Source organism: Mastigocoleus testarum BC008, assembly GCF_001456025.1.
GTDB classification, from domain to species: domain Bacteria; phylum Cyanobacteriota; class Cyanobacteriia; order Cyanobacteriales; family Nostocaceae; genus Mastigocoleus; species Mastigocoleus testarum.
This window is the reverse complement of sequence record NZ_LMTZ01000013.1, coordinates 159,246-180,747: the sequence shown is the minus strand read 5'-3', so window position 1 is coordinate 180,747 and position 21,502 is coordinate 159,246. Positions and strand designations below refer to the sequence as shown.

The 21,502-nt window shown below is 36.8% G+C and carries 15 protein-coding genes; 11 read left to right on the top strand and 4 right to left on the bottom strand.

Going from position 1 to position 21,502, the window contains the following annotated elements:
* Window positions 1–305: 305 nt before the first annotated feature.
* Together BC008_RS03970 and BC008_RS52020 are read left to right on the top strand one after the other, a co-directional pair.
* Window positions 306–1,214, top strand: a complete 909-nt coding sequence (locus BC008_RS03970) for a formylglycine-generating enzyme family protein (protein WP_036266602.1) — start codon at window positions 306–308, stop codon at window positions 1,212–1,214.
* A 1-nt stretch (window position 1,215) separates the two neighbouring features.
* Window positions 1,216–1,344 (top strand): hypothetical protein, encoded by a 129-nt coding sequence (locus BC008_RS52020; protein WP_268768194.1) that lies wholly within the window; start codon window positions 1,216–1,218, stop codon window positions 1,342–1,344.
* A gap of 255 nt (window positions 1,345–1,599) precedes the next feature.
* On the opposite strand, the gene BC008_RS03965 is transcribed toward BC008_RS52020, so the two are convergent.
* The gene (locus BC008_RS03965; protein ID WP_027846605.1) at window positions 1,600–1,989 is read right to left on the bottom strand and encodes a hypothetical protein; all 390 of its coding nucleotides are present in this window, start codon (window positions 1,987–1,989) and stop codon (window positions 1,600–1,602) included.
* 397 nt (window positions 1,990–2,386) lie between these two features.
* Here BC008_RS03965 and BC008_RS03960 point away from each other — a divergent pair, with 397 nt between their 5' ends.
* Window positions 2,387–2,659, top strand: coding sequence for a DUF2087 domain-containing protein (locus BC008_RS03960; RefSeq protein ID WP_027846606.1), 273 nt, complete (start codon window positions 2,387–2,389; stop codon window positions 2,657–2,659).
* 120 nt (window positions 2,660–2,779) lie between these two features.
* Here BC008_RS03960 and BC008_RS03955 read toward each other — a convergent pair whose 3' ends face one another.
* Window positions 2,780–4,267, bottom strand: coding sequence for a CoA-acylating methylmalonate-semialdehyde dehydrogenase (locus BC008_RS03955; protein ID WP_027846607.1), 1,488 nt, complete (start codon window positions 4,265–4,267; stop codon window positions 2,780–2,782).
* Between the two features lie 699 nt (window positions 4,268–4,966).
* Between BC008_RS03955 and accD the strand changes: the two genes are divergently transcribed.
* Window positions 4,967–5,926: an acetyl-CoA carboxylase, carboxyltransferase subunit beta gene (gene accD, locus BC008_RS03950; RefSeq protein WP_027846608.1), complete on the top strand. Its 960-nt coding sequence runs from the start codon at window positions 4,967–4,969 to the stop codon at window positions 5,924–5,926.
* A 463-nt stretch (window positions 5,927–6,389) separates the two neighbouring features.
* Here accD and BC008_RS03945 read toward each other — a convergent pair whose 3' ends face one another.
* Window positions 6,390–8,093: an MFS transporter gene (locus BC008_RS03945; RefSeq protein WP_027846580.1), complete on the bottom strand. Its 1,704-nt coding sequence runs from the start codon at window positions 8,091–8,093 to the stop codon at window positions 6,390–6,392.
* A gap of 528 nt (window positions 8,094–8,621) precedes the next feature.
* Here BC008_RS03945 and BC008_RS03940 point away from each other — a divergent pair.
* The 6 genes from BC008_RS03940 (at window position 8,622) to BC008_RS03915 (ending at window position 16,250) form a co-directional block, all read left to right on the top strand.
* The gene (locus BC008_RS03940) at window positions 8,622–9,902 is read left to right on the top strand and encodes an ABC transporter substrate-binding protein (RefSeq protein ID WP_027846579.1); all 1,281 of its coding nucleotides are present in this window, start codon (window positions 8,622–8,624) and stop codon (window positions 9,900–9,902) included.
* Between the two features lie 116 nt (window positions 9,903–10,018).
* Complete coding sequence (locus BC008_RS03935; protein ID WP_036268625.1) at window positions 10,019–10,432, top strand: XisH family protein; 414 nt, start codon at window positions 10,019–10,021, stop codon at window positions 10,430–10,432.
* Window positions 10,420–10,755 (top strand): XisI protein, encoded by a 336-nt coding sequence (locus BC008_RS03930; RefSeq protein WP_027846577.1) that lies wholly within the window; start codon window positions 10,420–10,422, stop codon window positions 10,753–10,755. Before BC008_RS03935 ends, BC008_RS03930 begins: the two co-directional genes overlap by 13 nt.
* Before the next feature lie 1,625 nt (window positions 10,756–12,380).
* Window positions 12,381–12,824: a hypothetical protein gene (locus BC008_RS03925; protein WP_058183178.1), complete on the top strand. Its 444-nt coding sequence runs from the start codon at window positions 12,381–12,383 to the stop codon at window positions 12,822–12,824.
* Between the two features lie 195 nt (window positions 12,825–13,019).
* On the top strand, window positions 13,020–13,463 hold the full coding sequence (locus BC008_RS03920; protein WP_058183176.1) for a hypothetical protein: 444 nt from the start codon (window positions 13,020–13,022) through the stop codon (window positions 13,461–13,463).
* Between the two features lie 435 nt (window positions 13,464–13,898).
* Window positions 13,899–16,250, top strand: coding sequence for a two-partner secretion domain-containing protein (locus tag BC008_RS03915; protein ID WP_036268184.1), 2,352 nt, complete (start codon window positions 13,899–13,901; stop codon window positions 16,248–16,250).
* A 222-nt stretch (window positions 16,251–16,472) separates the two neighbouring features.
* Here the strand turns inward: BC008_RS03915 and BC008_RS03910 are convergent, their stop codons facing one another.
* The gene (locus BC008_RS03910) at window positions 16,473–17,417 is read right to left on the bottom strand and encodes a hypothetical protein (RefSeq protein WP_027846208.1); all 945 of its coding nucleotides are present in this window, start codon (window positions 17,415–17,417) and stop codon (window positions 16,473–16,475) included.
* Window positions 17,418–19,052: 1,635 nt separating this feature from the next.
* Here BC008_RS03910 and BC008_RS51140 point away from each other — a divergent pair.
* A complete protein-coding gene (locus tag BC008_RS51140) occupies window positions 19,053–21,182 on the top strand; it encodes a CAP domain-containing protein (RefSeq protein WP_063800738.1) in 2,130 nt (709 codons plus the stop codon).
* Window positions 21,183–21,502 lie beyond the last annotated feature (320 nt).

The following is a 21,502-nucleotide window of genomic DNA, read 5'->3' as shown; positions in this document are numbered from 1 at the left end:
AATCGATCTAGGAAATTTTTCGTAACCTAAAAATCTGTAAGCTTTTCGAATACTCCGACCAATTACCAATTACCATATGACGCTTATGCGTCACTCACGCCTTGCTAACACTGCGCTAGCAGTGCGGGTGCATACCAATTACCAATTGCCAGTTAACAATTACCAACAATAATTTAAGTTTATTCAGAAAGTATCTTCGTGGATGAGAGTAACCTGATAGTGGTATGATTTTTCACTGAGAATCCAGAATAATTCTGCTTATGTTGCGAATAAAGCGACGACTTCCAATTTTCATATGGGTTGGAATGACGCTTGTTATAACTGGGACGATCGCAAATTTTATATTCGAACAATCTTCAGTTTCACCAAAGTCAATTAGCCGCAGTCGCTGTGAGACTGATAATGATAGTTCTTTTATATTTATTCCTGCAGGTGAATTTATTTTTGGTAGTGACAAAACCGAACGAGATTATGCTTATCGGATTTCAGCAGAAGCAGCAGTAAAAAACTCCACAACAGTAGCAAAAGAAGAACGGGAATTACGACAGGTTGGTTGGTTTAATGGGGAGTCTCCCCGAAAAGTGATTTTTCTTCCTGCTTTTTGCATCAGTCGGAATTTAGTCACAAATGCAGAATATCAAAGTTTTGTCCAAGCGACTAATCATCGCCCACCAGATATTTCCGAATCGGATTACCAAGAACAAGGTTTTTTAGTACACCCTTATACTACAGTTAAACCCTATCGCTGGAATAACGGTAAATATCCATCAGGACAAGCACAACACCCGGTAGTATTAATATCCTACGAAGATGCGATCGCTTTTGCTCAATGGAAAAGCAAACAAGATAATTATACTTACAGATTACCAACGGCAAAGGAATGGGAAAAAGCCGCCCGTGGTAAAGATGGACGTTACTTCCCTTGGGGTAACAAATGGAATCCCAATGCAACTAACTGGGCTGGTAGTGGCTTAAATTACACTAATGCGATCGCTACCTTCATGAAAAGTCGTAGTCCTTACGGTGTCGAGGATATGGCAGGAAATGTGTTTGAATATACTTCTACTTTGCGATCGCAAGTTGTTCGTACGGTTTCAGCTATGAAAGGTTGTTCTTGGGACGACTTACCTGGATTTTGTCGGGCTGCTTATTTTCATACTCGTCCGATTCAATCCCGTCACATTTTGTTTGGTTTTCGATTAGTGCGGGAATAGAATGTTGGAGAATTGGGGAGTCAGGAGTCAGGAGTCAGGAGTCAGAAGTCAGGAGTCAGGAGTCAGGAGTCAGAAGTCAGGAGTCAGAAGTCAGAAGTCAGAAGTCAGAAGTCAGAATAGTGCGCAATAGCGCACCGCTTTGCTAACAGAAGTTAGAAGTCAGGAATCAGAAGTAGTAGAGATGTAGCAGAGCCTACGGTGCGGCGTTAAATCTTACGGTATGGCTGCGCTTATTTATGCCTTTAGGCGCGTCTCAGCCCCTCCTCACCCGCTCTACAGGAATTAGAAGACAGGAGTTAAAAGATACTTTGTAGAAAAATTTAGAGAGGTGAATTTCATTTTCTCTAATTTCTGACCCCTGACTCCTGACTCCTGACTCCTGAACTTAAAATTTAACCCCAATTTGTCCGTTAATTCCCCGAACTGAATTATAACCAGCACCGATGAAAACATTATCGGAACTATTCAGTTGTACTCCACCAGAATAAGCAAATCCCTTATCTTCTGAATAGTATCCAACTCCGACATAGGGCGCGACAAAAGGAAAATTGATAAATTTCAATACATCTACTCCAGTAGATTCGTCAGGTCCTCTACCCAACTCTACACCCACACCTACAGCCCTAGCACCGACAGAAAAGGTTACGTCTCCTTCTTGGGAACCAACAGAAACCCAAGGACGGGGTACAATTTGAGCTTTGGCTGCGGAAGGTGCAAAAACAGTCAATAAACTTAAAGATGCGATTAATGTTTTTACTATTGCTACTCGTTTCACATTCTTCTCCTCAAATATCTGTTTGATTGTAAAAAATTATCTAAGTATTTAATGTCAATAAATCATTAAAAAGCTTACTAAAACAAGAATCTAGAATACTTTCTACTCAGTTTTTCGCAATTTAATGTATAAATAAAACCTAGTATTTAATTATCTTTTTAGCAAAACCCTATTTTAGAACACACTTAAAACTAGAACATACTTGAAACTTGACGAATTTACAAAATCTAGGTGCCCATCATATTATTTTGATGTTTAGAAAATATTTAGAAAATATTTATAAAATAAATCTTGATGGCAATGCGTTACGGGGCGGAAATAAAGGTGACCTAAACAAAGATATTCTCTTGCGCGCAAACACGCTCTGAGTTTTGATGCTTGGTAATATGGCAAAGTTATGGATTACAAAATTGAACTCAAAAATTATCTGGATGAAGAAGGACGTTTAAAAGAATGGCCTTCTAAACGAAATAAGGGTAAATTTCAATTATTAGCTTTGGAGTATTTAGCTAGCAAGTTTGAAACTGGAGTAAATTACACAGAAAAAGAAGTTAATACAATTCTTCAGCAGCATCACATTTTTGGCGATCATGCTATGTTACGGCGAGAATTATTTGAAAAAGGATTCATTAACAGAGAACGCGATGGTTCTGCTTACTGGTGCAATTAGTTTATTCGCTTCCTAGTGTAGAGACGTAGCATGCTACGTCTTTATGTACAAAGATCGTGCTACGTCTCTACAAAGATGTCAGGCTAGAGAAAATCTCAATATTGCGATCGCGTTGAGGATTTAAAACTTTCTTTCCCATTCATCGCGCCAACGTTCTACAACAACTTTTGTCTGGGTAAAAAACTCAACCGCGTGTTTACCTTGTCCGTGTAGGTCACCAAAAAAGCTATTTTTCCAACCACTGAAGGGGAAAAACGCCATGGGTGCTGCAACACCAATATTAATTCCAATGTTTCCTGCTTCAGCTTCATAACGAAATTTCCGCGCAGCAGCACCACTACTGGTAAATAAACAAGCCATGTTACCGTAATTACCGCTATTTACCAACGAGATCGCCACGTCAATATTATTGACGTGGATTGTGCTTAAAACCGGACCAAAAATTTCCGTATGGGCAATCTCTCCGGATGGGTTTACATCTTGTAAAATAGTGGGACGGATAAAACTACCTTTTTCACATCCAAAAATTTTGGGGTTTCGTCCATCTACTAATAAATTTCCGCCTTCTACAGCACCCTTCTCAATCAAATTCTCAATTCGCATCTGACTTTGAGAATTAATTACTGGTCCCATTTGTACATGATTTTCTAAACCATTACCTACAACCCGGTTTTTAGCAGCTTCAGCCATCGCTGTTGTAAATGTTTTACCTGCATCACCTACAGTTATGGCGAGAGATGCGGCTAAACAACGTTGTCCCGCACAGCCAAAAGCACTATCTGCTGCGATCCGGGTAGTCATTTCCATATCTGCATCAGGCAAAACAATAATTGGATTTTTGGCACCACCTTGACACTGTACCCGTTTACCATTTGCTGCTCCCCAACTATATATATACTTAGCTACTGCAGTGGAACCAACAAAACTAATTGCTTTAATTGTTGGGTGTTCGAGAATTGCATCTACGGTTTCTTTTGTCCCATTAACTAGGTTAACAACCCCATTTGGTAAACCTGTTTTTTCTAACAACTCAAAGATTTTTTGCATTGTTAGGGGTACTTTTTCCGATGGTTTGACGATGTAGGTGTTACCACAAGCGATCGCATAGGGCATAAACCAAAAGGGTATCATGGCTGGAAAATTAAATGGCGCGATCGCAGCACAGACTCCTAAAGGTTGACGAATCATAATTTCATCAATACCTTTAGCAATATCTTCCAAGTTACTTCCCTGCATCATCATTGGGATACCGCAAGCAACTTCAACATTTTCAATTGCACGGCGTATTTCACCTTTAGATTCCGTCAAGGTTTTACCGCATTCCAAGGTAATTGTGCGAGCGATGTCCTCCAAATGTTCCTCTAGGAGATTTTTTAGTTTGAACAAATATTGGATTCTTTGGGTGGGTGGAGTACGTCGCCAGGTAATAAAAGCTTCGGCTGCAGCTTCAGTAGCTAGCTCAACTTCAGAAGCTGGTGATAATGGGACATTGGCGAGGATTTCGGCTGTTGCAGGATTTTTAACTTCAAGAAAGTCTTTAGCCTTTGATGTTACCCATTGACCATTAATGTAATTAGAAAGAGTAGGGATTGAATTATAGTTTGTCATTTGTAATTTATAGTCTGTGACTTATAGCTTGTGACTTATAACTTGTAATTTATAGTCTGTGATTTATAGTTTGTGATTTATAGTCTGTGACTTATAGCTTGTGACTTATAGCTTGTAATTTGTAGTTTGCAATTTATATATAACTTGTAATTCCTAATTCTTCATTTCCCAATCCCCAATCCCCAATCCCCATACTGTAGATTTAATTACTTTATATAGTCTTAATAATTTGATAACATTAAAATGTGACTTGTATAACTCTTCATGACAAAGTCCCCTTGGCAAAAAAGATTTATCGAGTGGCGAGTCTATGCCAACAGAGTTCCTAGTTAAGTTACTTATTTAGAAATTAAGTTATATGAATTTAAACAATCAAACATCAAAGTTGTAAGAATACATTAAATGTAAAAATGAAGTCAAATCTGACCGATAAAATTTCTTAAATGCGAAGATCTGACTTGTGTTGGGTTCTGTATTTTCGTTAAGCTGGCAACCAAATATGCCTGCATATGGTCTGAATTGCTTGGATAAAAAATTTAAGCAATTGATCGTTAGTTATCGGCGTTAGTTTATTAGTTCACCGACTAATGAGTGCTTACTAAAGATACTAAAGATCAATACCGACCTCTAAAAAGCTTCACCTCCTGTAGTTGTAGCTTGGTTGGTTTTCGACATACTATCTAGTTTTATAAGATAAAAATGGCGAACAACGAAGAATCACGTGGCTTGAAATCTCTGCTGGATTGGTTTGCAAATCGACGAAAATCTGGTCAAATTAGCATTGAACCCCAAGAACGGGAAATTGCTGATGGACTATGGCATAAATGTCCTAAGTGTGCTGTTCTCAGTTACACCAAAGACCTAAAAGCCAATCAAATGGTTTGTAACGAATGTGGACACCATAACCGGGTAGATAGCGACGAGCGCATCCGTCAGTTAATCGATCCCAATACTTGGACTCCAATGGATGAAAATCTACGTCCCAACGATCCCTTAGGATTTAGAGATCGCAAAGCTTACGCCGATCGTTTGCGGGATATGCAGGAAAAAACTGGTTTAACTGAAGCGGTAAAAACTGGTTTGGGTAAGATTGATGGGTTACCTGTTGCTTTAGCGGTAATGGACTTTCGCTTCATTGGTGCGAGCATGGGTTCTGTGGTAGGTGAAAAGCTTACTCGTTTAATCGAACAAGCTACCCAACGTCGCTATCCTGTAGTGATTGTCTGTACTTCTGGTGGTGCGAGAATGCAGGAAGGAATGCTCTCGCTGATGCAAATGGCAAAAATTTCTGGTGCATTACAATGTCATCAGGATGCAAAATTGTTATACATACCTGTGTTGACAAATCCAACGACAGGTGGGGTAACTGCTAGTTTTGCAATGTTAGGGGATATTATTATCGCAGAACCTAAAGCAACAATTGGGTTTGCAGGTAGACGAGTAATCGAACAAACTCTACGGGAAAAACTACCGGAAGATTTCCAAACAGCAGAAGATTTACTCACACACGGTTTTGTTGACGAGATTATACCTCGCACTCTACTCAAGAAAAGTTTGGCGCAGTTAATTGCTTTACATCAACCTCTGACTCACACCATTAACGAAGAAGTTGTTGTGTGGGAAAAAACCAAAAATTTGAGTCCAACTTTGGTAGATTAATAGACAATTTTGAATTATCCAGATTCTTGACAGTCTGAGTTCTTCAATGTCTCAAATTTTTATTGTCTAAATTTTCGATTGTCTGAATTTCGATTGTCTAAATTTCGATTGTCTAAATTTCGATTGTCTAAATTTTTGATTTTGGATTTTTGATTTTTTGGATTTGCTTACCCTAGAGCTGAAGGTATTGAATAAGGTGAAGACGTTACATTATGTATATTTCTTGTGGTGTAACGTCTCACGTATTCACTTTTGAAAAGTAAGGAGTAAGGAGTAATAAGTAATGTTAGCGTAAGCGGGGCGCGTTATAGACAGCAAAGCTGAACACAAAGTGAGACACTTTAGTGTCTACAGCGCACAGTAAGAAGTAATAAGTAATAAGTAATGAGGAAGTCTAAGAATTACCAATTACCAATTACCAATTACCAATTACCAATTACCAATTACCAATTACCAAACACCATTAACCACGAGCCAATAATTTACGTCTTTGTCTAAAACCTTGAAAAATTCCCGGTAAAGATAAGGGAATATTTTGCTTCTCTTCCACGAACATTAAAGGAATGAGCGCAACTAGTCGAAATCCGACTGAAATCGCAAATAACCCAGGTAGACCCCCAATAAAAGAAGTACTTTCTGCGAGAAAACCACCGATCGTTGTTCCTAATGCACCCGCTCCACCCGCTACAGCAGCTGCGATCGCAAAATAGATTGATTGATTTCTGGTTGGTGCGATCGCTATTTGTAAGTTGTTACCACATAATTCAACGGCGTTAACACTACCACCAATAAAAATATGTAATAGCGGTAACCACAGCCAGATATCAGTGGAACTGTTACCAATTAATATCCAAAAAATAGGTGTAATTGCGATTAAAATTCCTGTCAGTAATAGCACTACACGATTACCGAATTTATCTGCGATTCGACCCCATACTATCAACATTAACATTCCAGCCCCGGCCTGAAAACTTCCGTACAAGCTGACCCAACTCACATCTAAATCTAAGGTATCGAGCATGTACAGGTTGAAAAATGGTGTGCTGAGATTGAATGCGAACATCCATAACCCAAAATAAACCAAGAATATTAAAAAATTTTTGTCTTTAAAAATGCTTTTTCTCGTAGCTTTGTTTGCTTTAACCGAAGGTTCAGAGGCTAAGCATTCAGTATTTACAGATTGAGTATTTGAAGGCTGAGTATTTGAAGATTTAGAAGCTAAAGATTCGCAAGCTGAGAATTTGGAACCTAAGGATTGAGAATCAGAATCAGAATCTACATTTGCTCCTGAGAGACTGTCAAATTCCTCGCTAGAGGTTGCATTTTGCTCTTGGGGATTAACGTCAATCTTGAAGAACTGACATGACAAACTAATCATTCCAGCGATGATTCCCAGCAGCAAAACTATACCGTAACCCTGAATGCTTCCTCCAGACCAGTTAGAGACTATCAAAGCAGCTAATGGTACGCTCAGTAGTTGAGTTAAACTTGCTAAAGAATTACGTAATCCAAAATACCTACCTCGCAATTTACTAGGTACAAGTATTGCCATCCAACTCAGCCAAGATGCACTACCCAAAGCAGTTACAATATGGCTTACTAAAATAATTAGTAGGGTTAAAACTACTAACTGATGGTTACTAAAGTGACTCCATCCCAAGGTCGTTAATCCAATCGCGATCGCTAAAAATAACCACATTATCCGGGCTATTCCATGGGTCCATAAGCAATAACTATGACGACTTGTGGTGCGTTCAGAGAAATAAGCGCCTAGTGGTTGCAGTAGATTTACCATCATGGGGATAGAGCACAGCATTCCCACTTCTACAGGGGAAGCTTCCAGTTCTACAAGAAAGTTACTCAGTAAAATCCCTGTAGTCGCACCGGTTGTAGTTATGGTAAAAATTGCGGCGAATATTGCATCTACCGTAGAAGCTTTTAAACTCCTACGAATAGCATTTTTGGGAAATTTGAGAGCGGAGGTTTTTGGAAAAGAATTATTTTGAGCAGAATTATTTTGAACAGAATTATTTTGAACGGGATTATTTTGATCTTGAACTTTCTGAGTCAACGTTTGTGACGTCGGGGGTAGTGCTGCTGGAGATGCTACACCCTGAGTAATCTCCGGAGATACTGTGACAGCGGGTTTAATCAAAACAGAATGCATTTGCTATCCTCAGGGACGAAAGTTCCTAATGGTTTGTTAATTTTGTTCTTTTAGATGTGAGATTTTTATCAGATTTCTCCTGACAATTATTTGTCATTTTATCTTACATATCTCAACGTAAGTACATTTTCTCAAAACATATCTTAATTTTTTTTATAACCCAATCGGGGAATAATATGAATTGCTCAATTCATTGCATGACAAGACTTTCAGAGAATTAGATTTATTCTATACATGAATTTTGTTGTGAAAAATATTAAATAAAAATTAAAATTACAGAATTATTTGTAAAGCATATAGCTGAGATAAGTTAAGGGATATTACGGTATTAGTAGAATTAATGAATCGAAAAAACTGGTAACAAATAAACCTTCGATTGGGTATGGTATTCAATCCCATCTACTGAATGTATTAATCCAATGTATTAACTCAAACTGTTATTTATAAAGCAAAAAATTTTTGGGTCTCCCTAAATTCCACTTAAAAAGGGAGACTTTGACTGTTTCGCCCGTTTATTGGTCGCATGAGATGAAGAAAAGTTTATTCAGTTTTTCGATCGCCTTGGTCGCGATCGCTGTAACTATCATTGGTTGTCAAAATATATTCATCAATTCAACCCCACAAACTAACTCCGAAAAAGTTACCGTCAAACTTAGTGGTTGGGGAGCTTCTCCAACGGAGCAGAAGTTATTAAAACAAGTACTACAAGGTTTTGAAACTGGGAATCCTGGAATTAAGGTCAAGTACGAGGAAATCTCTGACCAATATATGGATGTTATTAAAACTCGCTTAATTGGTGATGCTGCTCCCGATGTTTTTTACTTGGATGGATTGGAAGCACCATTTTTAATGAGTCAAAATGTCCTGGAACCTTTAAATGGCTATATTACTCCCGAATTTGATCTATCAGATTTTCAACCGGTTTTATTAAATTCGTTTAAGTATAACGATCGGATTTACGGTCTACCAAAGGATTATTCTACTTTGGCGCTGTTTTATAACCTCAAAGCATTTACTGAAGCAGGATTAGAAAAACCACCCGCGACTTGGGATGAATTACGTCTCTACTCCCGTAAGTTAACTACATATGATAATAAAAATAATAAAATCAAGCGTTATGGTTTTGGTGAAACTTTAGAACTAGCGCGTCAAGCTTACAAAATTAAAGCTTTTGATGGAAGAATTGTCGATAAAAGTGGAAATGCAGTTTTTGCAAGTCAAAGTGGACTCAAGGGATTACAGTTAGTAGTAGATCAATATATTCGGGATCGCTCTTCAGTTCAAAAGACCGATGTGGGTACAAACTCCGGTAGTGAAATGTTTGGACAAGGTAAAGTCGCAATGGCGATCGAAGGTAATTGGGCTATTCCTTATTTACAAGAAACTTATCCCCAATTAAAATTTGCTACTGCTGAAGTACCTAGGATCAATGGTAAAGCAGGTACTATGGCATTTACCGTAGCCTATGTCATGAATAAGCAAACAAAACATAAACCTGAAGCTTGGAAGTTAATTTCCTATCTCACCGGTAAAGAAGGAATGAAAAAGTGGACGAGCAAAGGTTTTGCTCTACCTAGTCGTAAATCTGTCGCACAGAAGTTAGGTTACGAGCAAGATCCATTGAGAAGTGCTTTGGTCGCTGGAGTTAATTACGCTACACCTTGGGAAGTGGGTAAGTACCCTGCTGCGATCGTCAATAGTTTCGACAATCAGTTTCTCAGCGCGATGTTGGGAGAGCAGAGTTTAGAGCAAGCTATGGTACGAGCACAAAATACAGCTAATAAGCAAATTCAAATGATGGAATATTAGGGGTGGCTGCGGCAATAACATAATTACCTTACAATTCAGTACCGAGGCAAATTTCAGGCTTGCTATACTTCTAAGTAATAGTCATAATTAGTCGGAATTATGATGCAACCAACTCAATGGCTAAAGATGTTTTTCACTATGCAGTTAGAAAAGGTTTAGAAAAGGAGGGTTGGTTAATTACAAATGACCCACTTAGGATTCAAGCAGGTGGGGCTGATATGGAAATTGACTTGGGAGCAGAAAAAATTATTGCAGCAGAACGGGGAGAGGAAAAAATCGCTGTTGAAATAAAAAGTTTTATCGGTACATCAAATATTTCTGATTTTCATACTGCGGTGGGGCAGTTTATTAATTATCGAGTAGCCTTGGAAGAAGGACAATCCGAACGTGTTTTATATCTAGCTGTTCCAATCGGGGTACATCGTAAGTTTTTTAAGCTTCCATTTGTTCAAACCATAATTAAACGTTTTCAAATTACATTAATCGTTTACGATCCAGTTGGCGAGGTGATTTTAGAATGGAAAAATTAGAACGCTATCGCACTTATATCAAACAACTATTGAGCGATTATGCAAGTTTGAGTCCATCAGAGGGTGAAGCTGAAACTGAGTTGATTTTCGACACTGAACGTGACCGCTATCAGGTTGTTCATACAGGATGGAAAAATCGACAACCTCTGTATGGATGTGTTTTACATCTTGATATAAAAGGTGGAAAGGTTTGGATCCACCACGATGGTACAGAAATTGATATTGCTTCAAAGTTAGTAAATCTAGGAGTTCCTAAATCAGATATTGTTTTGGCGTTTCATGAACCCTTAGTAAGGCAATATACCGGATTTGCAGTGGGTTAAGGCGTTTTTTCGAACTTTTTTAGTGTGCTAAGTCCAATGAATTCAGAGAAAACTAGTACTCCACCACATTAATTCTGCGGGGTTTGTAGTTGGGCTTTAGCCCCGGTAAAGTCTTGATATTAAAGCGCTAAAGCGCTACTACGAACCTTAATTTACCTATCAAAATTAATGTGGTGGACTACTAGGTAAATATTTTTGTCCAAAGTCTAATTAACTTACGTGATCAAAATAATACTCTCTCCTATCAAGCTAGAATATTAGCTTGTATACTGTTAGTATTTTGTTAATAACAGCTATGTCACTGCACATATGAAATTTGCAATTTAGGTTTACCACAGTTGAAAAACAAAATTGACTAACATTTTTAATAACGCTGAACAAACAATCGTAAAGATAATACGTCTAACAGAAGGATGAATATCAAGTTTTCATGACATGATTTGTCTCTACCGGTGCAGTCATTAACAGCTGTTAAGTATACAAAAAACGGGATACTGATTTGAAATCACTTTTTTTATGCTGCAATAGGTAGTTTTTACTATTAATCCTAATACTCAATGACTTGGGCGCTCACTAGCTAATTTATCTACATAATTTAAATAGCCACAAAGCAGATGTTTATATTTAGTAAATATTTGGTAATCAGAAATATTTAATACTAGTTGAATCACCAAGTGTGATAGCTTCATAATATAGGAGTGTTCGGGAAAACAAATAGAAGATCTTGCTAACTTCACTTTTTATTATTAAAAAAGAGGAAAAATGGCAGATAATAAAACGCGATGCAAACTTTCAGGTAGCAGTATCGCTACACCTGATACTATGGTCTTAGTAGTAGCTCTACAAGAATACTGCTACACAACAAACGGGAATCATAGTATTAGGGACAAGTATTCATATTGAAATACAAATTAACTTTAAGTCTTTGTGTAGATTTCTATTTTTGATAAATAGATGCTTATTTGATTCAGGTTTAATGACAATTAATTTCAACTCGTTCGTGTAACTTAAAAATGATTTTCGAGTCCAGTTAGGGTGTTTTACTATCTATGCACTCACGTGTTTTCGTGAGTTATATTTGTCATCATCCATGGATATGATATCCCAAAGAAGCATGAATTAATGCTCAGTTGATATGAAACTATTACGCTAAGGCTTAAATAAATAGACAATTTGAAATCACTAGAAAGTTTAATCTATAAATTTTCTGAATTTTGACTTTTTAGTTTTTAATTCCGCATAGCGGTACTAGGGATTTCATACTCTAGATTTATCTATGACTAAAAATAATCATTTTTTCATGACATATTCATTGAGTGTTATTAGTTTGCCAAAAACTTGTTAGAGAGTAAAAAATAATATTTTCATCGAAAAAAGCTTATTTTTGTACATAATATATATATTTAATTGTTTATTCTAATTCTGAATTATTTCGACACTTTATATCGAACAAATAGACATATTAAGTATGTATAAAATTGAGTGTTAATAGTCAATAAAAATTTGAAAAGAATGAGAGTTTAAATGATGATTTAACTAATAAACATGCTAGCCTAGTAGTATACAGCTGATTGATTGATTAAATCAGCAAAAATTACCGAGATTCACTTTCTAATTTTAGAAAAATGACAGATAATAAAACACGACGTAACTTTTTAATTGGTAGTGTTGCTGTACCTGGAAGTATTGCAGCAGCAGCGGCTTTAACTCAAGAGAGTTCTAATGCTGAAACACCCACAACAGAAGCAGAAGTGACAGCAGTTGGGACAAATATTGACGCTGATAGATTAAGTCGTTTCAAGCTAGAAGTTCAGGAGAAAGCTATAGAAACTTTAGATTATTCTCCATTATTCAAAATGTTAGGTGAATATGGTTTCCCAGATAGAGTGGTAAAAATTCAAGTAAAAATTATGTTAAATGAGATGAAAACGACTCTTAATAAAGATATAAAACAACAAAAACCTACCATGAAAGATCCAGAGTTAGAAAATAGTTTAATGGCGATTGCAGCAGAAGAAATTGTGGTTCAGGATTGTCTGTTATGTTTTCCTTTCAGTTCTTGTGGTTAGTGATTGTAAACTTAGTAATTTATAAGCTTTAAAATACTGAATTAATGGGTTCTTAACTATAGCTTTTCCCAATTACATTAGATATTTTTTAATCTTGAATTTCAGAATAATATTTCAGAATAATATAGATTAAAAATATAACTTACTGAAGTGGGAATTGCTATATTCACTTTCTGTTTGTTATAAAGAATAAAAATGACAGATAATAAAACACGACGCAACTTTTTAATTGGTAGTGTTGCTGTACCTGGAAGTATTGCAGCAGCAGCGGCTTTAACTCAAGAGAGTTCTAATGCTGAAACACCCACAACAGAAACAGAAGTAACAGCAGTTGGGACAAATATTGACGCTGATAGATTAAGTCGTTTTCAAAAAGAAGTTCAAGAAAAAGCAATAGAAACTCTGGATTTATCTAACTTATTTATGATGTTAGATAAATACGGTTTTCCAGAGAAATCAGTAAAAGTTGAAGTAACAATTATGTTAGATAAGATGCGGGAACATATGAATAATCGCGTCAACAAACAACAACCTATGATGACGGATTCGGTACTAGAAAATGGTTTAATGAAAATTTCTGGCAAAGAAGTTGTAATTCAAGACTGTTACATATGTACGGGTGGTTATTCTTGCGGTTAGTTATTATAACTGTTGTGATTTATCACTTTAAAACTAACTGATCTCTTAGCACGCAATTATTCACTTTTTATCATTTAAAATATAACTTCAAGATATTTTAAAGCTCTATTTTTTAGAAAATAGGGTTTTTTTGTGTACTAACAAAGCCGCAGTCTTAACAGCAAGCAACCTATATTTTAATTTCATACATGCTTGTAATATCAAGCTTGATGACCGAAATCAAGTTGATATTAATGAATCAAAGCTTTTAAATTCACGCTATATCGATATATAAGCTATATTTAATATATTTAACTCCTGTATTCTTGCTTTTTCTTCTGTATTGTTATCCTAACTCCTTATTTCTGACTTGTGGAATCACTGCTTTGACCAGTGGGCTTTATTTCGTAGAGTTCAAGCTTATTTGAAATTCTTGATAGAAGTGTGGTGTAAAAGATGAAAATTGTAAGTTGTTTTTCCAGAAAACTGGGAATTACAATAAGTGGTGCGATTGCTTTGTCTGTCAGTCCAGCTAGCGCTCAAATCACCCCAGACCGAACTCTACCAAATAATTCTCGTGTCAGAACGCAGAGAAATACCAGAATCATTGAAGGTGGAACCGCTTCTGGGGGGAATCTTTTTCATAGTTTTGGACAGTTCTCTGTACCTACTGGGGTTACTGCACATTTCCGAAACAATACAAACATTCAGAATATTATTACTCGGGTAACGGGAAATTCTATTTCTAATATTGATGGTATTCTTCGAACCAATGGTACCGCTAATCTATTTTTAATCAATCCCAATGGAATTATTTTTGGTCCTAACGCTTCTTTAAATATTGGTGGTTCATTTATTGGAAGTACTGCAAGCAGTGTAAATTTTGCCAATGGGACAAAATTTAGTGCAACACAACCTCAAAGTAAGCCTCTTCTAACAATAAATGTTCCCACTGGTTTACAATTTGGAGCCACTGCAGCTCTTATAAGAAATCAATCTCAAGCTAGTCCTGATGGTACAACTAATGTTTTTGGTCAACCTGTTGGTTTACAAGTACCTACAGGGAAAACTTTAGCACTGATTGGCGGTGATTTGACTTTGGAAGGTGGAAATTTGACTGCTGTACAAGGAAGAATAGAGCTTGGGAGTGTAGGTTTTAATAGTTTGGTAGACTTAAGACCAAAAAATACTGGTTGGAATTTCGACTATGGAAATGTCAAGAATTTTCAAAATATTCATATATCTAGAAGAATTGTGAACGGTTCATCATTTCCATCTATTGTTGATGCGAGTGGTAAAGGTGGTGGTGACATTAAAGTTCAAGGGAATATTGTGGAAATTTCTGGTCATTTAGTACGCTTAAGTACTGGAACTACAGGTGATAAAGATGCTGGAAAGTTAACGATAAATGTAAACAAATTAAGTATTCAAGATGGGGCACAAGTTTTAGCTTTGACTGGAGGGAAAGGAAGAGGAGGAAATTTAACTGTAAATGCTTCCAAATCTGTAGAGCTAATCGGAAGATTTTCAAAAAATAATAGTCCCAGCTTCCCCAGTGCTTTGTCTAGCATTACTGCTGCTGATGGAAAAGCGGGTGACACTAACATCAATACTTCCAAGTTAATTCTTAGAGATGGTGCGATAATCTCAACACAATCTACTGCAGTCTTGACTCCTGATGGTGCAAAGATAATACCAGCTAACGGAGATGGAGGAAATTTGATAGTAAATGCTTCAGAATCTGTAGAGGTAATTGGAAAATCAGCTACAGGTTCTGCAAGTACTTTAACTGCTTCAACTCAAGGTTTTGGAGATGCTGGAAATTTGACAATTACCACAAAAAAATTAATTGTTAAAGATGGAGCAACAGTGAGTGTAAATAGCGAGCTTCCAAGTTTAGCGAAGGATGTACCTTATTTAGGCGATATAAACGATTTAGGAAAAGCAGGTGAATTAAATATCACTGCTAACTCCATATTTTTAAATAACAAAGGAAAACTTATCTCTGATACCCAATCAGGAAATGGTGGAAATATTTCTTTACAGGTGCGAGATTTCTTATTAATGCGTCGTAATAGTCAAATATCAACTAATGCAGGAATAGCAAAAATGGGCGGAAATGGGGGAAATATTACAATCAATACTCCCAAAGGCTTTATCATTGCCAACAGTTTAGAAAATAATGATATTACCGCAAATGCTTTTGAAGGTTCTGGCGGTCAAGTGCGAATTCAGGCTGTAAATCTTTTTGGTATTGAACCTCGTAGTCGAGAAAACCTAACTAAAGAATTAGCAACTAGCGATTTTTCAATTTTAGACCCATTTCAATTACAAACTAGTGACATCACGGCGATTTCCCAAAGTAACCCCGATTTGAATGGGGAAGTAATTATTAAGTCACCCGAACAAGACCCCAGTGTGAAATTATTTAAAGCCCCAACTGTAGCACTAAAAATTAAAGTTTCATCTGTTTGTCGTGCACCTCGATCGCGGGGGAAAAACTCATTTATCATCACAGGAAAAGGTGGGTTTCCCCAAAATCCGAGAACATTTCTTAGAGATTCCCATATAGAACCTAATTGGATCGCCCTTCCTCCTAGAAAAAAAATAGATAAAAAAAATATAAAAAAACAGAAATTTCGGGGACAAGGATATGAAGTTAAACAATTAAAAAATCTTCCAGAACCCATAGTAGAAGCTAGAGGTTGGTTCGTGAATCAAAATGGAGATGTGGTTTTAACTGCAGATCCAGATCTTGCAACTTCTGAGGATTTTGTTTCCAGCACGCAAAAATCAGACTGTAATTAAATTTGATAACGCGATCGTATATATGTAATTGATTTGTAAATAGATAAATCCTGTAGAGACGTTGCATGCAACGTCTCTACAATATTGATTCTTACCTACGGTACGCTTACGCGTTTGGACGCAATACGTGTTCATCCACAGGATGCTTGCAAACATCTTTGATGCGACTAACACAAATGATTTAGGATTGCTATATCAAAATTTAACCCTAATTATCAGATTCTAAGTTCGTGGTGGAATATTGTATTCTCGACGTAAATCTTCAACCTGTCGCTCAAATACTAACCAAGGATTCCAATTTTTGGATAAATTAACTTTTACGTGAGTACCACGTTCCAAAGCTTTGAACAAAGACTCTGGTTCCACCTCATTTCGACTGGTAAAAGAGGCTGTCAATACTTTTATACCCAAATGGAATTGGAGGAGAGTAAACAATAAACCCCAAAATGGGTCTTTATCTAAAAAACCTGCTTGAAACGCAGATATCACAGCTTCTTCCGACATTGAAGTATGATATTCTGCCAAAATGTGAACGCAGTCATGAACCAGGAAAATTTCTGGGGTTCCTCCTTCTTCTCCTGGTAAATTAAAACCATGCTTGCGAAGATGTTGATAAAGTTCTTTCCCTAAACTTCCCTCTGGGTAAAATTCTAACTTTTGATAGCGAGCAGCAGTTTTTCGATCTCCTTTACTCATCAAATATTTTAATGTTGGAATCATTCCACCAATACCCTCATTGCGTAGTGTGTCCATCACCTTAGGACCAATAAATCCATGACGGAAAACATTAAATCTGACTAAAGCTAATCGATTGTTTGCTAAATGCTTAAGTGTTTGCACTGCACAATCATTAATTTTCAGTGCTTCAGCAAACTCAATTACCACTCTGGTTTTATTTCTTGTAACCCTAGCACCGATAATTGAAATTAAAATACAGTAGTGAATAAGTTGCTTACAAAACTCTCGACTGATTATCTTACTACTTAACTCTTGCGGTGTAATTAACTTCAGTCCATCAATCAATACATTAGTTTTGAAAATATAGGTCTGCATCGACATCAGCATCTGATACTCTAAATCGTCGAGTTTTCCATCAGCAACTGCTACCGTTTTTAATACTCTAAGTTGGTACAGAGCAATTTCGGTAGGTGGAACTACCAATTTCATCGCAAATAATCCCCTAAAAATAGATTGCTGCTTTGGATCTAAAAGCTTGATTATTTATTTCCCAACAGGGCTAAAGTCCCAACCACAAACTCCTCAAAATGAATTTCGATGGGTGATTTAAGGTTCGTAGTAGCGCTTTAGCGCTCTATTATCAAGATTTTGAAGGGCTAAAACCTCAACTACAAACTCCTCAAAATGAATTTCGATGGGTGATTTAAGGTCCGTAGTAGCGCTTTAGCGCTCTATTATCAAGATTTTGAAGGGCTAAAACCCCAACTACAAACTCCTCAAAATTAATTTCGATGGGTTATTTAAGGTTCGTAGTAGCGCTTTAGCGCTTTGTACAAAAATATAAAACTGATTCCAGTCTGTGAGTTACTTTCACCTCAAGGCTCGAATGTATCGTATGATAGCTAATATTTTTCGAGCAGACCGTATAGGATGATAGAGTTTGCAAAATGATTTACAAATGGTGTCAATTTATCCTCTTAAGTTCCAGAATACTGATAAATACTAACCCGAGAGATATTTTGAAACTATTAACTCGAATCACTGAGTAATTTTAATAAATTTGATAATTTTCCTTTAAAAGCAAGCTTTTAAGACACTTTACATTAGAATTTAAACTCTCAAGGAAATATACCAATACTTAGAAACATAATCTAATTTAAAATCGTAACTCCCGCACTACAATCGTATTTTTTATTACTGGAAATAAAAATTTGTCCCGAGTTTGTCACAAAATTGTTTTGAATTCCTCACTTTACTCGTACCATACTTATACCTGTGGTTTTTAACCTAAGTAGTTGTAGCTGAAAAAACTATAGTTAAGCACAATACTTAGGCTTGTTGAGGTCCAAAAAATAAATACTTCCAAAAAATAAATTTTGATGGAAGTAATTGAGTGGTGTGAGGAATTTAAGAAGTTTGTTTCCGTGTTTTGACCTAACGGAGTTATCGGTTTGAACTAGCATTTTTTTTGGTTTAATGCTTTTTTGATTAGATCGATCTCGCCTATATTTATGTGTGCATAACAAACACAAAAGCGTCAGTCGACATTCACAGGTAAGAAAAAAGCAAAATCATCTATGTCATAGAAACAGTTACTAAAACAATTGTACTTTCCGTATTTAGACCTGACTTTATTTAGATCTAACGTTCAACATGAGTAAAATTGGGAATTTCAGCCTAATACTCTACCATCAAAGGAAACAAAGGGTTGCTTAATTGAGAGATGATTTTGCAGCCCCAGGATGTGTTTTAAAATTGTGCTCCGATTCTCTTTAAGCCTTAGAAATAGTCAAATCCCCTCTTTTTAAAAGGGATTTAGGGGAGCTTCAAATCGAACAAAATGTATAATGAATATTTTAAAACACGCCCTGTAACCCCATTATTGCTTAGCATTTAGTATAAGCATACGGTATGTATTACATGGCTTCAGCTGTATTTGGGAGAAACTAAAACTCTCAAAGTCCATCAGATTTGAGGGATATAGAAAGCTATTCTCAAAAAGCTTGATAGGAACATAGAGCGCCTACAGCAGTCTCCACATCGATCTAACAATAGTGTTCGGGTCTAAGCATACAAATGAATTGAAATCCAAACAAATCATTCAATTAAGGGAGCTTATCAGTAATGGTTGATACAACTAAAAGTTTTACCAAACAAGTACTGGACCTAACCAATGATTTCCGCAAGAAAAATGGTTTAAAGCCCCTTAAATGGGATCCTGAATTAGCAACAGCTGCCCAAAAGCATTCTGATAACATGGGTAGGCAAGATTTCTTCAGTCATCAAGGAAAAGATGGTTCCCAACCCTGGGATAGAACAAAAGCTGCAGGTGATGATAATAACAGGGTTGGAGAAAATATTGCTGCAGGTCAGAGAACTCCAGAAGAAGTAGTACAAGGGTGGATTAAGAGTCCGGGTCATCGAGCAAATATGCTCAATCCTAAATATGAATACCTTGGTGTCGGTTACCACGAAGAAAAATCTGACAAGGGTAGTGTAAATTATCAACACTATTGGACTCAAAACTTTGGAGGTGGTGGTACTCCTCCTAGCGGTAGTAATAGTGAAAATAGTAACCAGGGTTCCGGAAATAATAATTCTGGTGGTAATAGCAATAACAATTCTGGAAATAACTCTGGAAGTAATTTTGAGAATAATTCTGGAAATAACTCTGGAAATAACTCTGGAAATAATTTTGAGAATAATTCTGGAAGTAACCCCGAAAATAATCCTGGCGAGAATAAAAATCCCAATGCAGGTATGGGAAATAACAATTCCCCAGGTAATTCAAATGACGACTTTACCAAGCAAGTACTGGAACTAACTAATGACTTCCGCAAGGACAATGGTTTAGACCCCTTAAAATGGGATCCTGAATTAGCAACAGCCGCCCAAAAACACTCTGATAACATGGGTAAGCAAGACTTTTTCAGCCATCAAGGTAAAGATGGTTCCCAACCCTGGGATAGAACAAAAGCCGCAGGTGATGATAATAACAGGGTTGGAGAAAATATTGCTGCAGGTTATCGTACTCCAGAACAGGTMGTAAAAGGGTGGATTGATAGTCCGGGTCATCGAGCAAATATGCTCAATCCTAAATATGAATACCTTGGTGTCGGTTACCACGAAGAAAAATCTGACAAGGGTAGTGTAAATTATCAACACTATTGGACTCAGAACTTTGGAGGTGGTGGTACTCCTCCTGGTGGTAGTAGCGTCAGTGAAAATAACAATTCTGGTGGTAATAGCAGCAATAGTAATTCTGGAAATAATTCTGAGAATAATTCTGAGAATAACTTTGAGAATAATTCTGGAAATAACTCCGGAAGTAATTCTGGAAGTAACTCCGGAAATAATCCTGAGGAGAATAAAAATCCTAATGCAGGTATGGGAAATAACAATTCCCGAAGTAATTCAAATGACGACTTTACCAAGCAAGTACTGGAACTAACTAATGACTTCCGCAAGGACAATGGTTTAGACCCCTTAAAGTGGGATCCTGAATTAGCAACAGCCGCCCAAAAACACTCTGATAACATGGGCATGCAAGACTTTTTCAGCCATAAAGGTAAAGATGGTTCCCAACCCTGGGATAGAACAAAAGCCGCAGGTGATGATAATAACAGGGTTGGAGAAAATATTGCTGCAGGTTATCGTACTCCAGAACAGGTCGTAAAAGGGTGGATTGATAGTCCGGGTCATCGAGCAAATATGCTCAATCCTAAATATGAATACCTTGGTGTCGGTTACCACGAAGAAAAATCTGACAAGGGTCGTGTAAACTATCGACACTATTGGACTCAAGATTTTGGAGGTGGTGGTACTCCCCCTGGAAAATCAAAATCCGACAGTGATGACTTTGATATTGACGATACTTTACAATCTGGTGCTAAAGGTGACAAAGATATGCTGATGGGTACATCTAAAAATGAATCTTTAGCAGGTGACTTTGGGAATAACAAAATCCAGATGAATGATATTACCTCTGGAAATATGAAAAACTATAATCCAGAGTTTATTTGGGGAAGAGATTCAATTGACGCTCAAAACCTCCAAAATCAAAACCTTCAAAATCAAAAGGAATCAATGCTACCCGATGACCTTAGTTATGATGGTTTAGGAGTTGGTCAGTTTTCCCAAGATGACTGGATGGGATTAAAAGATAGTTTTCTTGAAGGACTTCACCAAGGTAAAGGTCATAAGTTGGCTCACTTTGGAAAGCATTGCGGTGGAGGTGCTCATTTATTTGGGTAGTGATGCTTGGGTAAATCATGACCTTTAGCTGAGTCACTGTTGAAATTAGATTCATTAACTGGGTTTATTAAATCAATTTCTACAGTCGAGCGCTAATCGCAAAATTTGACTGACGATTGATGCTTGATTTTTAAGTGTCAATCGTCAAATTGCTTCAAATGGAAATTATAGTCCTGATCAAACAGAAAAAATAATAAAAGTAGGGTGCTGTCAGCATGTGTAACGCACGGCTGTAAATCTTATCGGAATAGCAAATTATTAATAGTAAACTTTAAATTTTTATCCTTTGCAATATCTTCATAAACCTAAAGCGATCGCTA

What these genes read in the sequence shown, in the direction of transcription:
- BC008_RS03920 (WP_058183176.1), top strand. Translation starts at nt 13,020, where the DNA reads ATGACAGATAATAAAACACGACGCAACTTTTTAATTGGTAGTGTTGCT.
- BC008_RS03930 (WP_027846577.1), top strand. Translation starts at nt 10,420, where the DNA reads ATGGAAAAATTAGAACGCTATCGCACTTATATCAAACAACTATTGAGC.
- BC008_RS03935 (WP_036268625.1), top strand. Translation starts at nt 10,019, where the DNA reads ATGGCTAAAGATGTTTTTCACTATGCAGTTAGAAAAGGTTTAGAAAAG.
- BC008_RS52020 (WP_268768194.1), top strand. Translation starts at nt 1,216, where the DNA reads ATGTTGGAGAATTGGGGAGTCAGGAGTCAGGAGTCAGGAGTCAGAAGT.
- BC008_RS03955 (WP_027846607.1), bottom strand. Translation starts at nt 4,267, where the DNA reads ATGACAAACTATAATTCAATCCCTACTCTTTCTAATTACATTAATGGT.
- BC008_RS03945 (WP_027846580.1), bottom strand. Translation starts at nt 8,093, where the DNA reads ATGCATTCTGTTTTGATTAAACCCGCTGTCACAGTATCTCCGGAGATT.
- BC008_RS03970 (WP_036266602.1), top strand. Translation starts at nt 306, where the DNA reads ATGACGCTTGTTATAACTGGGACGATCGCAAATTTTATATTCGAACAA.
- BC008_RS03960 (WP_027846606.1), top strand. Translation starts at nt 2,387, where the DNA reads ATGGATTACAAAATTGAACTCAAAAATTATCTGGATGAAGAAGGACGT.
- BC008_RS03915 (WP_036268184.1), top strand. Translation starts at nt 13,899, where the DNA reads ATGAAAATTGTAAGTTGTTTTTCCAGAAAACTGGGAATTACAATAAGT.
- BC008_RS03940 (WP_027846579.1), top strand. Translation starts at nt 8,622, where the DNA reads ATGAAGAAAAGTTTATTCAGTTTTTCGATCGCCTTGGTCGCGATCGCT.
- BC008_RS03910 (WP_027846208.1), bottom strand. Translation starts at nt 17,417, where the DNA reads ATGAAATTGGTAGTTCCACCTACCGAAATTGCTCTGTACCAACTTAGA.
- accD (WP_027846608.1), top strand. Translation starts at nt 4,967, where the DNA reads ATGGCGAACAACGAAGAATCACGTGGCTTGAAATCTCTGCTGGATTGG.
- BC008_RS03925 (WP_058183178.1), top strand. Translation starts at nt 12,381, where the DNA reads ATGACAGATAATAAAACACGACGTAACTTTTTAATTGGTAGTGTTGCT.